Below are 12,350 nucleotides of genomic sequence, written 5' to 3' on the forward strand. Positions count from 1 at the left end.
AAAACTGGGGTCTCGCCCACAAAAAGTGCGACCGATCGCACCTAGGATGGGCGGGCTGCGCACGGATCGCCAGCTTGGCGCCCCGGCCGGCCTCGCCACTTTCCAGGAGGTTTTCGATGAAGAAGCAAGGAACGTTCCGTCTGGCCCTCGCCGTGTTCGCCTTCGGCCTGTCTTTCTCGTTCAGCAGCGTCGCCGCATTCGATTGGTGCGCGGCCTGCGAGAACGATCTCCAGCGTTGCCTGGACGCCAACATCAAGACCGATCAGCAGTGCTACACCACCTACTTCAGCTGCATGCGCCGCGGCGACGGCCAGGGCCATCCCTGCCCGTTGTAATTCCGCCCTGCCGTTCGTCCGCGCGGATCGCTTCCGCGCGGACGGCCGGCGCACGCCGGCTCCGCAATCCCGATCCGCAAGGAGGCTTCGATGAAACCGCATACCCGCATCCGCCTGGCGCTGGCCACGTTCGCGTTCGCCCTGGCCGCCTCGCTCGGCGCCAACGCCGCCACCGATGTGTGCAAGCGCTGCGAGAACAACTACCTCTCCTGCCAATCCACCGGCACCAGCGAAGCGCAGTGCTACCAGTGGTACCTGGAATGCGCGCGCTACGGCGACGGGCATCGGCCGTGTCCGACGCCGCGCTGAGCGCAGGCCCAAGCTAAGGCTGCGATTCGCCGCGCACTTGATCGATCCGCGCCTGCGCCATGTTCGCGACCTTGCGGTTCGCGTCCGCGGCCAGGGCCGGCGACAGTGTCCGGAACAGATCCTCCGGCAGCGAATCGAGCACGCAGGCGCAGCGAAAACGCACCTGCCAGCGCGCGTCGGCCGCGAACCGCGGCCACAACGCCAGCAGCCCGGGATACTCCCGGGCCGCCTTTCGCAGCCAATATTCCGTGCCTTCCCACACCCCGCCGCGCCCCTCGGCGAACGCGACGTACGCAGCCTGCTGCAACGCCTCCTGGGAGCCGACGCCCTCGATCAGATCGTGCACCGCATCGATCACCGCCAACAGTTGCGAGGCCTGATCGGGGTCTTTGAAACGTGACAGCGCAGTGCGCTTTTCGTGGTCGCGGCCGAAGGTGAACATCGCGGTCAGCTCGATTGGGTGGTCGGAAAGAAGAGGGAACGTGCCGGCCGCTCCGGACGATCTGACGCAGCCGGCGCCGAACCTTGCCGGCGCGCCTCGACGGAAGCCGAAGCCGCACGCGGGCTTGGATTAAACCGCATGTTCATGGCGTCCGGAACACTCCGGCTGCCTTGTCTCAATGCACCGCCTCAGCAGGCACGCATCGACGTTCGCGCATCCCCATCCAGAACGCGAGGGGATTACGGGCGTACATCCGACCGCGTCACGGCGCGTCGGGACGCGGGCAACGCTCGCCGACCGGCAGGCCGTCCTTCAGCGCATACAGTTCCAGGCACTTGCGCCCATCGCGTTGCACCGGCCGCACAGCGAATTCGCCGGGACACAACTCGCTCGTCGGTACCGCCCGTCCTCGCCACGTCCATTCGTCCAAGGCGAAACGGCAACCGGGCGCCAGCGCCATCCACGCCCAGATCGCCAGCATGCACACGCTTATCGCCCCCAGGACCTTGGCGAAGGCAACGACGATTCGCCCTGGCATTGCTCCGGTCCACTCCATGGTCCGCTCCGATCCTTGCTCGCAGGTAGACGCTGGCGGCCGATAAATCAATCCGAGGCTTCGAACCAATGCTCGCCGCGCCGCAATCCGCGCGCCCAATAACCGCGGCAGGCATCGTTTTCGAGCTTCTGCGGCAGCTCGACGTAGCGGCGCACCGTGTGCTTTACCGGAAACCCGGCGCCCCAATAGAAATCGACGATCCTGCCGCAGCCGGGCTCATGGCTGACGCGGACCAGATAGGCAAGATCGCGGGCCTCGGGCGGGATCGGGACATCGACCCGTTCGCCGGGCACGGCGCGCGCGAGCGCCCACTTGGCCATCGCTTGATAGCGCGGCAGGTCGCGTTCGAAGCGCCAGGTTCTTAGTTCTTGCCCTACTTCTACGCCCAGAGGCATCGCCGCCAGCAATGCAGCCGGGGCGAGCAGTCCGCCGAAACGCAATTTGTCCCATTGCCGCACCGCGCGCACCAAGCACGCCAGTAATGCCGCCAGAAGCAGCAACGACAGGCCCATCGCCAACAGCTGCCGCAACCCGGTCGGGCGCATGGCGAGAACCGCGCTGGCGGCCGCGCCGGTCGCGGCCAGCGTGTAAGCCGCGAGGTCCGCCCACCGCAGGCCCGGGCGCTTAACGCTCATCGCCTGACTCCGCTTCGGCCAGCGCCTGCATGACCTGCGGCAAGGTATACGCCTGCCATGCGATGACGCCGGGCTCGTCCCAGTCGCGCGAGTGTGCGCCGGCGTCGAAGGCTGCGTAAATGCGCATCGCGAACTCGGACAGTTCGAGCTCCATCGACAACGACATCAGATCGTCGATGGCGCAATCGGCATCGGCATACGACAACTCGCCGCGCGCGAACTCCTGCGCGATGAAGCGCGCATAGGCATCGCAGAACGCGTCCCGGCTCAAGCCGCCGCGTTCGCAGGCTTGCTCGACCCGTTGCAGCGTGAGGGTGTTGCAGCGGGGCTGGCGGACGCTGGTCAGCACCAGCGCGTGGAATTCCTGTTCCAGGGCGCCGCCGTGGTCTTGCGAATACAAGGGCGAGGCCGCCGCCAACCGCTGCGCGTTGATGGTTCCGGCGGAGTCGTCGCCGCCTTCGGTCCCGGACGGCCCGCGCCGGCGTTCGCGCATCGTCAGCCAGAACGCCAGCGCCGCCACCGCGCCGATCAGTCCCCAGAATAGAAGATCACCGGCCTGCCAGGCCTGCGCCCGGCCCAGGACCGCCACGATTCCCGCGCCGCCGACCGCGCCGGCCAGCGCGCACGACCACCAGCGCAGCCAGCCCAGCCAGCGCAGGGCCAGGAACGTCGGCAATCCGATCGATGCCACCACCAGCCACGCGGCGTAGAACGCGAGCAGCGCCACGCCGATATCGTCGGGCGACAGCGCGCCTCGGCCCCAAGCGCTACGCGCGACCAGCGAAACCGCTACGGCCGCCGCCGCGACCATCGTCGCGCCCCACAGCGCCGCCGCTCCCGTCTTCATTCCCGCGTTCGCGTCGCGTTCCATACGTCCGCCTGCAGTGCATTCCATTCGAGCCGATCCCGGTGCCGTCGTCGCTACGCCTCGTCGTCGGACAGCAGACGTATCCTCGGCTCGGCGCTGAGTATTTCATGCAGGACCGCGTTCAATCGCTCCAGCGCCGGGGCCGCATCCACATCCGTGAACCAGCGCTTCCACCACGGTATCTCCGCCATCGCGAAGCACTGCCACACCACCCGCTCCGCCGGCGGCGGCGGGTCGCCGGGCCGGGCGGTGTCGTAATCGACCTCGTTGCCGCAGCCCACCCACAACGCAAAGGGCTCGCGCGCGCACATCAGGCAGCGTCCCCAATCCTCTTCGATGACCGGCTCGACCGGGTAGCCCCGCCGTTCCAATTGCGCATTGAGCCATTGCGCGAACTGGCGCCCGTACCTGCGCGGGTTGATGTCCTCGTCCTCGCCGGGCTCGATCCGGAACAGGTCGGTGGTGAAACGGTAGCCGTCCATCGCCTTCCCCCAAGACCTGCGCCGCGCGCGGTTCGCGCCGCGCAGCAGTATGCCCGAGGCCGCGGCGCGCGATGCGCGGCGCAAACGAAAACGGGAAGGGCTTTCGCCCTTCCCGGTATCAACATAGTACTCCGTCCGGGGCTTGCGGCAAGCCCCCGCCGCGGGCGCAGGATCGCCGCCCTCCGCCGCGTTCGGCGCATACGGGAGTAGCGACATGCGAGTTCTGTTGTCCACCTTCGGTTCGCGCGGCGACGCCGAACCGCTGGCCGCCCTGGCCGCCGCGCTGCAGGCGCAGGGCGCTCAGGCGCGGGTCTGCGCCTCGCCCGACTTCGCCCAGCGCCTCGACCAGGCCGGGGTGGAACTGTTCCCGGTCGGCACGCCGGTGCGCGACTGGATCCGCGAGGTGATGGCCGATCCCACGCCCGACATCCCCGGCCGCGGCGCGCAGATCATGGCGATGTACCGCGACGCGCTCAGCGTCGCCATCGAAGACTGCGACGCGGTGGTCGCCACCGGCCTGTTCCCCGCCACCACCGCCGCGCAGATGCTGGCCGAGCGCCACCGCCTGCCGTACGTCTACGCCGGTTACTGCCCGACCTATCTGCCCTCGGTGCACCACGCCCCGTTCCAGTTCCCGCACAGCCCGCCGCCGCCGGCCGATGCCGACAACCGCGAACGCTGGGCGCTCAACGCGCGCGCGATGCAGGACACCTTCGGCGACACCGCCAACCGCCATCGCGCCGAACTCGGCCTGCCGCCGACGCAGCACCTGCGCGACCGCGTCTTCACCGCCCTGCCCTGGCTCGCCACCGACCCGGTGCTGAGCCCGTGGGCGCCGACCAGCCTGTGCGAGGTCGTGCAGACCGGCCACTGGATCCTGCCCGACGACCGTCCGCTCGCGCCGGACCTGTGCGCGTTTCTCGACGCGGGCGAACCGCCGGTGTACGTCGGCTTCGGCAGCATGCCGTTGCCCGCCTGGGGCGGGAGCGCCGCGCGCATCGCCATCGAGGCCGTACGCGCGCAGGGCCGCCGCATCGTCCTCGCCGGCGGCTGGGCCGGCTTGATCCCGGTGGACGCCAGCGACGACTGCTACGCCGTCGGCGAGGTCAACCAACAAGCGCTGTTCCCGCGCATGGCCGCGATCGTCCACCACGGCGGCGCGGGCACGACCATGGCCGCGACGCGCTCGGGAACCCCGCAGGTGATCGTGCCGCAGATCGCCGATCAACCGTATTGGGCGGGACGCGTGGCCGACTTGGGCATCGGCGTGGCGCATGCGGGGCCGGTCGCCAGCGTGGAATCGTTGAGCGCTGCGTTGGCGACGGCGTTGATGCCGCGAACGCGGGTGCGGGCGGAGGTGGTCGCTGGGATGGTGCGGGGAGATGGGGCGGCGGTGGCGGCGAAGCGGTTGATCGATGAGGTCGGCGGCGACCGCAGCTAAGACCTGAGCCGCGAAGCGCGCGCCCGGTTCATCCGGCGCGCGCTTCGATTCACCCCCGCTGGCGTCGGGGCGCTGCAGGCCGCCGTCACTGCGCGCTCGCAGATCGCAGGCAATCGCTAGGAGCCGTTCGCGCTCCCCGGCGCGGACTTCGCCTCCATCCGGTCATTCATGGTTTGGTCGATCCAGCCGACATACCGGCTCACCCGCACATTGCAACTCGAATGGCCGTACTGCGCAGGGCGCGTAGTGCGCACATCGCCTTGGACGATCTTCCACGACGCCAATCCGGCCAGACGCCAGCGTCCGAGAGCGCGCAGCAGCACCGGCCCACCACTGTCGCCATTGCCCGCCATGCCTTCCAGCGGCAGCGCCGCGGGCGGACGGTCGAAGGTGTAGCAGAGCCAGCGCGCGTCGGCGCGATCGATGCGGTTGCGGGCGCGGCGCAGTTCGGTGCGGTGCGATCCGTCGAGATCGTGTCCGCGCGCGCCGGTACCGGTGGCGCCCTTGCCGAGGATCTCGACCGTCTTGCCCAGTTCGCCCTGCCCTCGATACAACGCGACCGGCGCCGCATCGGCGACCGGCTCGACCAGCTTCACCAAGGCGACATCGTCGGACGCGGACAGGAACGCCACGATCTCGTTGCCGTCGCCGCCGGCCAGCGCCCGGTCGATCAACGCCTGCGGCAGCCGCTTGAATCCGGGATGCAGCACGACGCGCTCGACCCGCCGGGGCTTGCCGGCGATGACGACCCGATCGACGTGTTCCTGCCACGACACCGCATGCGCCGCGGTGAGCACCCATTGCGGCGCGATCAGTACGCCGTGGCCTTCGCCGGGCAAATCGGCAAGGGCCGGCAAATGGGTTGCGGCGACGCGGTACTCGGCATCGCCGGTATCGTCGCGGATCGTAATCGCATCGGCCCTGCACGACGCAACCAGAAACAAGAAGGCGATGGGAGCTGAAAGGAACCGCAGCGTCATGGAGTCCTGGCCTTAGTCTTCGGCGCCTCGCGGCCCAGCAACTCGAATTCGCCCAGATACCCGACCAGGCCAACGCCATCGGCCATGCGCGCTCCAACGAACTTCCGGCCGCCAAGCTCTTCGCCCTGGACGACGATCACCGGCACCCGTTTGTCGCCGTCGCGATGGTAGGCGTACTGGGGAATGAGTAGCGGCAGCGGCTTGCTGGCCGGCACCGCCCCATGGGCCAGCGCGAATTCCGCCCGGCCCGCCTGGACGTCGGCGGGAGTCGCCGCGCGACCGGCAATGAAACCGGAGGTGGGCAAGCGGGGCCACGCCACTTGCGCGGATACGGCCCCGATACCGATCGACAGCGCCAGAGCGAGTGCAACCGCAGCCAATCTCTTAGCGCTCACTGGAACTTTCCTCTGGTTGGATCGGCCCGCGCCATCCCTGCGGCCGCGGCTCCCAATCGCCCTCTCCCAACACCGCCTCGACCAGATTTTCCACCGGGTACTCCAACCGCTCGGCGGCTTTCGCGCCGCCGTCGTCGCGATGGGCGGCGAGTACGAACGGCACGAACGCGGCATGGTCGTGCGCGGCCAGCGCAACCATTTTTTTGGCTAGGTCGTAGGACAGCAGACTGCCGTCGTCGGCGCGATGGAAGGCGGCGCCGGACCAGAATTCCTGAATGCGTTCGACCGTCCAGAACGTGCTGTGTTTGCGTTCGATTTCGTCCGGCGTGTAGAGCTGCGCGCTGGGATGGGCCAGATGCGGGAACAAGCTCTGTTCGGTGTTCACCGCCATGCCCTCGTTGAGCCAGGTCGGGATCGGCAGGTGGGCGAGCAAGGCGTGGGTGAGCTCGTGGGCGATGGTCGATTGCATCGCGTCGGCGTGGCTTTCGCACAGGGCGAAGTGGCCGTAGCCGGCGTTGAGGAAGACGCCGGCCGACATCGCGTATTCGCCGCCCTCGGGGTAGTAGTGGGCGATGTAGTCGTAGTACGCGTCGTCTTCGATGAAAACCAGGCACACGTGCTTGCCGCCGCCGACCGGCTGCGCCAGCGGGCCGAGGTTGCGCACGATCCGCCGGCGCGCGGTCTCGCAGAACTTGAGATAGGCCTGGGCCTGCGCGGGCGGCATCGCCGTCAGCAGGAGGAAACGATCCGAGCTTTGTACGCGATAACCGGAGCCGAGGGATTCGGCCAACGCCAGCAGCCAATGCTCGGCGGCGGCGGTCCAGAAGGCGTCGCTCTCGGCGATGCTCCAGTCTGGACGTTCGGCGACGGCAATGCGCTCCCAATCGGGAATGGGCCGACGGGTGTCGCCGAACCAGTGCATGTGGATATCGGGCGGCGGCGTGGAGACCGCCGGCGCGGGCGCCTGGGCGGCACTGGAGCGAAACAAACGGCGTAGGTGGGTCAGCATGCGGGGGCCATCCAGGGCGGAAGAACGCGGTCGTCGCGAAGACGATTCTGGCCCGGCCGCAGGGCGGATGCCAGCGCCGGCACGCGTGGCGGCGGGACGTTCCGCGGCGAGTGTCGTGCACATAGAGCGCGGCACGAGGGGATGCGCTTGGCGCACGAGGCTATTTGCGCGGGCCGCAAGGCGCTTTGCCCCGCGCCTGCACCACGGCGCTTGGCACGCAAGCCATTTTGATTGGCGCTACTAGCGAATCCACTCGACATCAGACTTCACAGGCCCAGCAGCAAGGCTCAGCGTCTCGCGCGCAAGCCTTTTTTCCCCAGTCGCGCAGCAATTTGGTTCAACGTCGCCGCCGAACAGGTTGCGCACAAGCCAATGGATGTCGCGCGCAAGCCGTCGCGGCTTGCGCGTGGGGCGAAATTCCTCGCCGAATCGGGCGCGGATCGTTTTCGGCGAGGCTTTTCGGCCCGAACGCGAGCCATCGCGGCTTGCGCGCAAGTCCTATCGCCTTGCGCGCAAGCCTCGCCCGCCTCGGCGCCGCCCCAATCCGGGGCGCCGCCGGGACTTTTTGCCTTGCGATCGGACCGGCCGCGCTTGCGTGCAAGCCCGCAAGGGTTGCGCGCGACGCTTCAGCGCTTGCGCGCCGCCCTGCCCGGGCCAAACGCCGGCCTCAATCCGCGTCGCGATCCACCCGCGGCAGCGGCGGCGCGTCGCTCAGGTCCACCGGTGCGGCAGCGCGCACGCCGCGCGAGTTGGGCACGGACTCGGCGACCACCGGCGGCTGGCTGCGCAGGTTCTGGTAGTAGTTGCGGATGCCGCCGGTCACCTGCAACGAGTAATCGGTGGTCATGAACTGACTGCCGTCCTGCGTCTCCAGATGCGCCCCGTCCGCGATCGGCTTGAAGAACTCGTCGAACTTGTCCATCGGGAAGTCGCTGGGCTTGTTCGCGCTGAACACCGCCATCGCCATCGGCCGGCCGCGGTTGACCGGGTCGGCGGCGTTGGCGAAGGTGCCGGCGCGGCCGTGGCAGGACACGCACGAAGAAATCGGGCTGTCGATCGGGCCGTTGACGCGGCCGCCGAGTCCGTGGTGGCGCACATACGCGCGATTGCCGTAATCCCAGCCGGGTTGTTCGACCAAGAAGCCGTTGATGCGCGACTGGGTCAGCGCGGTGTTGACGAACACGCCGTTGCGCTGGGCGTCGGTGCGCACCGATTGGTCGTCGCCCCAGATCAGGCCGACCGGGCTCATCCGGTCCCACACGGTCTTGCCGGGCGAGCCGCCGTCGTAGACGAAGGTGCCGAACACCCAGCCGCTGCTGCGCGCCAGGCGCGGATCCTTCACCGCCACGTCGAGCTGCAGCAGGCGCATTTCCTTGTCCACGCGCGGCTTGTTGTAGTTGGTGTCCGGATAGATGTTGGCGGTCCAGACCTTGCCGTTGGCCAGATACGGCACTTGTTCGACCGGGGCGTCGGTGAACAGCAATTTGCAGGCCACGGTGTTGGGCGGGAACGTGGATTTGGCCGGGTCCGGGCGGCCGTCGGCGGTCAGCCAGACCTTACCCAGGCCGACGCCGCCGCGGTCGTTGTAGAAGCCCACCGCCCAGTTCTGGCCGCGCCCGGTCTGCTTGCTGTGCAGTTCGAACGGGCGCGACATGCGCTCGCGGGTCATGCCGCGGCGCCACTCGCGGCCGCCGCCGAACTGGCTGCCGTCGTCGTGCAGCCACGGCGCGTGGTACCACTTGCGCACGCGGTTGTCCTGGACGCGGAAGTCGACGTCGACGTTGCCTTCCAGGCAGTAGTTCAGCACCGCGCGCAGGTATTCGTTGGGGAAGGCCTTGAAGTCGATCTTCTCCCACGCGAAGGTGTCGGCGGCGTAGGTCTTGGGGAAGTCCTGGCTGAGCTGGAACACCTGCGCCGGCGGCGTGCCCGGCGGCGGCGGGTAGCGCGGGTCGTAGCTGGGGAAACGCGGCGCGGCGGCTGCGGCGGCCGGCGTCGGTGCGGCGGCTGCGCTGCGCTCCTGCGAGATCGCGCTGGCGGCGACGCAAGCGGCCGCGGCCGCGCCCAACATCCAGATGGATTTCATCGCCCGCCCCTGTGCGTGCCTGTGTGTTCCCTTGCAAACGCAAAGGCCGCCCAGGCCGGGACACGGTGGCCGCGATGGGCCATCGGACTGCGACGCCCTTCGAGAATCCAGCAGCCCGGACGGGGTGGGCCCCGGATCGGCGACCGGTTCGCTCGCCGCCGGCAAGCGCCGTCGCGCCGATCCGGACCGCCGCCCTGAAACCATCGGCGACCCGGCGGCCCCGCCCCGGGCTTCGCATCGCGTCCGCCGCCTGCGACGCAGGCATCTTCGCAACCGCTCCGCGCTGAGCGAGGATGTCGCCTTCGCGAACGAAGGAACGCCGCCCGCCATGACCCTGCCGCCCGGAACCGTACTGCGTCCGATCCTGCCGCGCGACGACGCGGCGCTGGCGGCGATCGCGCGCCAGGTGCTGGCCGAATTCGGCTCGGGCCTGGCCAGCGATCCGCAGGTCGATGCGATGCAGCGCGCCTACAGCCGGCCGCGCAGCGCCTACTTCGTGGTCGAGCGCGACGGCCGGCTCGGCGGCGGCGTGGGCATCGCGCCGCTGCTCGGCGGCGAGGAAGGCGTGTGCGAGCTGCGCAAGTTCTATCTGCTGCCGAACGTGCGCGGGATCGGCCTGGGTCAGGCCTTGCTCGACCAATGCCTGCTGAGCGCCCGCGGGTTCGGCTTCGGCCAGTGCTATGTCGAAGTGCTGGATCGGATGAGCGAGGCGCAGCGGTTGCTGGAGCGCAACGGCTTCCAGTTGTTGCAGGCGCGGATGGGGTATGGGGAGTTGCGCGGCAGCAATACCTGGTATCTGCGTTCGATTTGAGTAGCGGGCTGGATTCGAATGGGGTCTGGGTTCGCCTAGCGTCCGGTCCGCTTCGGGCAGGCCGCTTTTGAGCGGCCGCGGCTTTTGTGGGAGGGCCTTCAGGCCCGACGCTTTCCGGTCGGGTCGCCGCAACCTGTCAGCAAAGCGTCGGGCCTGAAGGCCCTCCCACAAAAGCCGGAAGCTTCGGACTGCAGGCCCGCCTACAAAAGCTCGAAGCTACGAACTGAAGGCTGTCCCACACAGCCAGGACTTCGGGCCGCAGTTCCTCACAAAGCCAGAGCTTCGGGCTGAAGGCTCTCCCACAGGGCGAGGCTTCGGAGCCGAGGGCCAACACACAGTAAAGCGGGCTCGGGCCCGCAAAACCGCACCGCCCAGGCCGACCCAGCGCAAAAAATGCCGACGCCGCCCCCGTTCCGGCGGCGGACGCCCGCCCGGCCCGGGGCGGCGCCCTCCTCCTGGGTCCTTTAGAATGGCGCCTTTTCCGCCCTCAGGACCGCCCCATGCAACTCGAAAATGCCCGCGCCGCGATCACCGGCGGCGTTTCCGGCCTCGGTTTCGCCGTGGCCCAGCACCTGGTCGCCCGCGGCGGCAAGGTCGCGCTGTTCGACGTCAACGACGACAAGGGCGCGCAGGCCGTGGCCGCGCTCGGCGAGGGCAACGCCCGTTACTTCCGCACCGACGTCACCGACGAGGCCGGGGTGTCGGCCAACATCAAGGCGGCCCAGGAGTTCCTCGGCGGCCTGAACGCGACGATCAACTGCGCCGGCATCCTCGGCGCCGGCCGCGTGCTGGGCAAGGAAGCGCCGATGGCGCTGTCGCAGTTCCAGACCACGGTGATGGTCAACCTGGTCGGCAGCTTCAACGTGGCCAAGGCCGCCGCCGACCTGATGCAGCACAACGAACCCGGCGCGGACGGCGAGCGCGGCGTGATCGTCAACACCGCCTCGGTCGCGGCGTACGAGGGCCAGATCGGCCAGGCCGCGTACTCGGCCAGCAAGGGCGGCGTGGTCGGCATGACCCTGCCGATGGCGCGCGAACTGGCGCGCTTCGGCATCCGCGTGATGACCGTGGCCCCGGGCATCTTCTGGACCCCGATGGTCGACGGCATGCCCGAGTCGGTGCAGCAGTCGCTGTCGGCCTCGATCCCGTTCCCCTCGCGCCTGGGCAAGCCGGAGGAGTTCGCCGATCTGGTCGCCTACATCCTCGGCAATACCTATCTCAACGGCGAGACCATCCGCCTCGACGGCGCCACCCGCCTCGCCCCGAAGTAACCCACACCCGCTACCTGCAGGAGCGGCGCGAGCCACGACCGCGACAACGCAACTACGCCGAAGCCTTCGGCGCGACCGGCCACCCCGCGGTCGCAGCTTGCGCAGCTCCTGCAGTCGGAAACGCAACGAACATCTCGATCGGAATCGACGCAATGAAGGCTTACGACGTCAAGAAAGGCAACGTCATCGAACACAACGGCACCGTGTACCAGGTGCGCGACATCGAACGCAGTTCGCCGCAGGGCCGCGGCGGCAACGTGAAGTTCCGCTTCACCATGTACTCGGTCCCCGGCGGCACCAAGTTCGACCTCAGCGTCGGCGCCGAGGACGAGCTCAAGGAAGTCGAGCTCAGCCGCCGCCAGGCGACGTACTCGTACAAGGACGGCGACGCGTTCGTGTTCCTCGACGACGAGGACTACACGCCTTACACCCTGGACACCGACGTGGTCGGCGACGCCGCGGGCTACATCATCGCCGACCTCGGCGGCTTCTACGTGCAGATCATCGACGACCTGCCGGTCGGCCTGCAGCTGCCGGCCAGCGTGTCGCTGGAAGTGATCGAGACGCCGCCGGAGCTCAAGGGCGGCACCGCGACCAAGCGGCCGAAGCCGGCCAAGCTGGAGACCGGGATCGAGATCATGGTGCCGGAGTACATCGGCACCGGCGAGCGCGTGCTGGTCAACACCGCGACCGGCGAGTTCGCCGGGCGTGCGGACTGATCTCGCGCGCACCG

15 protein-coding genes and 1 pseudogene are annotated in these 12,350 nt (G+C 68.9%); 7 read left to right on the top strand and 9 right to left on the bottom strand.

Annotation, left to right across the window (positions count from 1 at the left end; all coding sequences use genetic code 11):
* Positions 1 to 116: 116 nt before the first annotated feature.
* Together JHW41_RS15515 and JHW41_RS15520 are read left to right on the top strand one after the other, a co-directional pair.
* Complete coding sequence (locus JHW41_RS15515; protein ID WP_057947159.1) at positions 117 to 335, top strand: hypothetical protein; 219 nt, start codon at positions 117 to 119, stop codon at positions 333 to 335.
* A gap of 90 nt (positions 336 to 425) precedes the next feature.
* Positions 426 to 644, top strand: coding sequence for a hypothetical protein (locus tag JHW41_RS15520; RefSeq protein ID WP_078998001.1), 219 nt, complete (start codon positions 426 to 428; stop codon positions 642 to 644).
* A gap of 13 nt (positions 645 to 657) precedes the next feature.
* On the opposite strand, the gene JHW41_RS15525 is transcribed toward JHW41_RS15520, so the two are convergent.
* The 5 genes from JHW41_RS15525 to JHW41_RS15545 form a co-directional block, all read right to left on the bottom strand.
* Positions 658 to 1,086: a hypothetical protein gene (locus JHW41_RS15525; protein WP_250443202.1), complete on the bottom strand. Its 429-nt coding sequence runs from the start codon at positions 1,084 to 1,086 to the stop codon at positions 658 to 660.
* A 262-nt stretch (positions 1,087 to 1,348) separates the two neighbouring features.
* On the bottom strand, positions 1,349 to 1,642 hold the full coding sequence (locus JHW41_RS15530) for a hypothetical protein (protein WP_250443205.1): 294 nt from the start codon (positions 1,640 to 1,642) through the stop codon (positions 1,349 to 1,351).
* Between the two features lie 47 nt (positions 1,643 to 1,689).
* The gene (locus JHW41_RS15535; protein WP_057947155.1) at positions 1,690 to 2,277 is read right to left on the bottom strand and encodes a hypothetical protein; all 588 of its coding nucleotides are present in this window, start codon (positions 2,275 to 2,277) and stop codon (positions 1,690 to 1,692) included.
* The gene (locus JHW41_RS15540) at positions 2,267 to 3,124 is read right to left on the bottom strand and encodes a hypothetical protein (RefSeq protein WP_250443208.1); all 858 of its coding nucleotides are present in this window, start codon (positions 3,122 to 3,124) and stop codon (positions 2,267 to 2,269) included. The genes JHW41_RS15535 and JHW41_RS15540 overlap by 11 nt, the downstream gene beginning before the upstream one ends.
* Positions 3,125 to 3,198: 74 nt before the next feature.
* Entirely contained in the window at positions 3,199 to 3,843 is a 645-nt protein-coding gene (locus tag JHW41_RS15545) for a hypothetical protein (RefSeq protein ID WP_250443212.1), read from the bottom strand.
* On the opposite strand from JHW41_RS15545, the gene JHW41_RS15550 reads away from it, so the two are divergent.
* The gene (locus JHW41_RS15550) at positions 3,842 to 5,068 is read left to right on the top strand and encodes a glycosyltransferase (RefSeq protein ID WP_250443214.1); all 1,227 of its coding nucleotides are present in this window, start codon (positions 3,842 to 3,844) and stop codon (positions 5,066 to 5,068) included. The genes JHW41_RS15545 and JHW41_RS15550 overlap by 2 nt on opposite strands.
* A 116-nt stretch (positions 5,069 to 5,184) precedes the next feature.
* On the opposite strand, the gene JHW41_RS15555 is transcribed toward JHW41_RS15550, so the two are convergent.
* The 4 genes from JHW41_RS15555 to JHW41_RS15570 form a co-directional block, all read right to left on the bottom strand.
* Positions 5,185 to 6,048 (bottom strand): S1 family peptidase, encoded by an 864-nt coding sequence (locus JHW41_RS15555; protein ID WP_250443217.1) that lies wholly within the window; start codon positions 6,046 to 6,048, stop codon positions 5,185 to 5,187.
* A complete protein-coding gene (locus JHW41_RS15560) occupies positions 6,045 to 6,443 on the bottom strand; it encodes a hypothetical protein (RefSeq protein WP_250443219.1) in 399 nt (132 codons plus the stop codon). The genes JHW41_RS15555 and JHW41_RS15560 overlap by 4 nt, the downstream gene beginning before the upstream one ends.
* Positions 6,433 to 7,452 carry a hypothetical protein gene (locus tag JHW41_RS15565; protein ID WP_250443222.1) on the bottom strand — a complete coding sequence of 340 codons (1,020 nt, stop codon included), beginning with the start codon at positions 7,450 to 7,452 and terminating at the stop codon, positions 6,433 to 6,435. Before JHW41_RS15565 ends, JHW41_RS15560 begins: the two co-directional genes overlap by 11 nt.
* Before the next feature lie 667 nt (positions 7,453 to 8,119).
* Positions 8,120 to 9,535 carry a hypothetical protein gene (locus JHW41_RS15570; RefSeq protein WP_250443225.1) on the bottom strand — a complete coding sequence of 472 codons (1,416 nt, stop codon included), beginning with the start codon at positions 9,533 to 9,535 and terminating at the stop codon, positions 8,120 to 8,122.
* A gap of 328 nt (positions 9,536 to 9,863) precedes the next feature.
* Here JHW41_RS15570 and JHW41_RS15575 point away from each other — a divergent pair, with 328 nt between their 5' ends.
* The 4 genes and pseudogenes from JHW41_RS15575 to efpL all read left to right on the top strand — a co-directional run bounded on the left by JHW41_RS15575 (position 9,864) and on the right by efpL (position 12,336).
* Entirely contained in the window at positions 9,864 to 10,346 is a 483-nt protein-coding gene (locus JHW41_RS15575) for a GNAT family N-acetyltransferase (protein WP_250443227.1), read from the top strand.
* A gap of 128 nt (positions 10,347 to 10,474) precedes the next feature.
* Positions 10,475 to 10,573: pseudogene (locus JHW41_RS27140) on the top strand (DUF6053 domain-containing protein); the annotation flags it as partial.
* Positions 10,574 to 10,846: 273 nt separating this feature from the next.
* A complete protein-coding gene (locus JHW41_RS15580; protein ID WP_250443230.1) occupies positions 10,847 to 11,617 on the top strand; it encodes an SDR family NAD(P)-dependent oxidoreductase in 771 nt (256 codons plus the stop codon).
* A gap of 152 nt (positions 11,618 to 11,769) precedes the next feature.
* On the top strand, positions 11,770 to 12,336 hold the full coding sequence (efpL, locus tag JHW41_RS15585) for an elongation factor P-like protein EfpL (RefSeq protein WP_250443233.1): 567 nt from the start codon (positions 11,770 to 11,772) through the stop codon (positions 12,334 to 12,336).
* Positions 12,337 to 12,350 lie beyond the last annotated feature (14 nt).

Source organism: Lysobacter enzymogenes (assembly GCF_023617245.1).
In the GTDB taxonomy this organism is placed as follows: domain Bacteria; phylum Pseudomonadota; class Gammaproteobacteria; order Xanthomonadales; family Xanthomonadaceae; genus Lysobacter; species Lysobacter yananisis.

Coding starts and splice junctions, on each gene's coding strand:
- JHW41_RS15515 (WP_057947159.1), top strand. CDS start 117: ATGAAGAAGCAAGGAACGTTCCGTCTGGCCCTCGCCGTGTTCGCCTTC.
- JHW41_RS15520 (WP_078998001.1), top strand. CDS start 426: ATGAAACCGCATACCCGCATCCGCCTGGCGCTGGCCACGTTCGCGTTC.
- JHW41_RS15525 (WP_250443202.1), bottom strand. CDS start 1,086: ATGTTCACCTTCGGCCGCGACCACGAAAAGCGCACTGCGCTGTCACGT.
- JHW41_RS15530 (WP_250443205.1), bottom strand. CDS start 1,642: ATGGAGTGGACCGGAGCAATGCCAGGGCGAATCGTCGTTGCCTTCGCC.
- JHW41_RS15535 (WP_057947155.1), bottom strand. CDS start 2,277: ATGAGCGTTAAGCGCCCGGGCCTGCGGTGGGCGGACCTCGCGGCTTAC.
- JHW41_RS15540 (WP_250443208.1), bottom strand. CDS start 3,124: ATGAAGACGGGAGCGGCGGCGCTGTGGGGCGCGACGATGGTCGCGGCG.
- JHW41_RS15550 (WP_250443214.1), top strand. CDS start 3,842: ATGCGAGTTCTGTTGTCCACCTTCGGTTCGCGCGGCGACGCCGAACCG.
- JHW41_RS15545 (WP_250443212.1), bottom strand. CDS start 3,843: ATGTCGCTACTCCCGTATGCGCCGAACGCGGCGGAGGGCGGCGATCCT.
- JHW41_RS15555 (WP_250443217.1), bottom strand. CDS start 6,048: ATGACGCTGCGGTTCCTTTCAGCTCCCATCGCCTTCTTGTTTCTGGTT.
- JHW41_RS15565 (WP_250443222.1), bottom strand. CDS start 7,452: ATGCTGACCCACCTACGCCGTTTGTTTCGCTCCAGTGCCGCCCAGGCG.
- JHW41_RS15570 (WP_250443225.1), bottom strand. CDS start 9,535: ATGAAATCCATCTGGATGTTGGGCGCGGCCGCGGCCGCTTGCGTCGCC.
- JHW41_RS15575 (WP_250443227.1), top strand. CDS start 9,864: ATGACCCTGCCGCCCGGAACCGTACTGCGTCCGATCCTGCCGCGCGAC.
- JHW41_RS15580 (WP_250443230.1), top strand. CDS start 10,847: ATGCAACTCGAAAATGCCCGCGCCGCGATCACCGGCGGCGTTTCCGGC.
- efpL (WP_250443233.1), top strand. CDS start 11,770: ATGAAGGCTTACGACGTCAAGAAAGGCAACGTCATCGAACACAACGGC.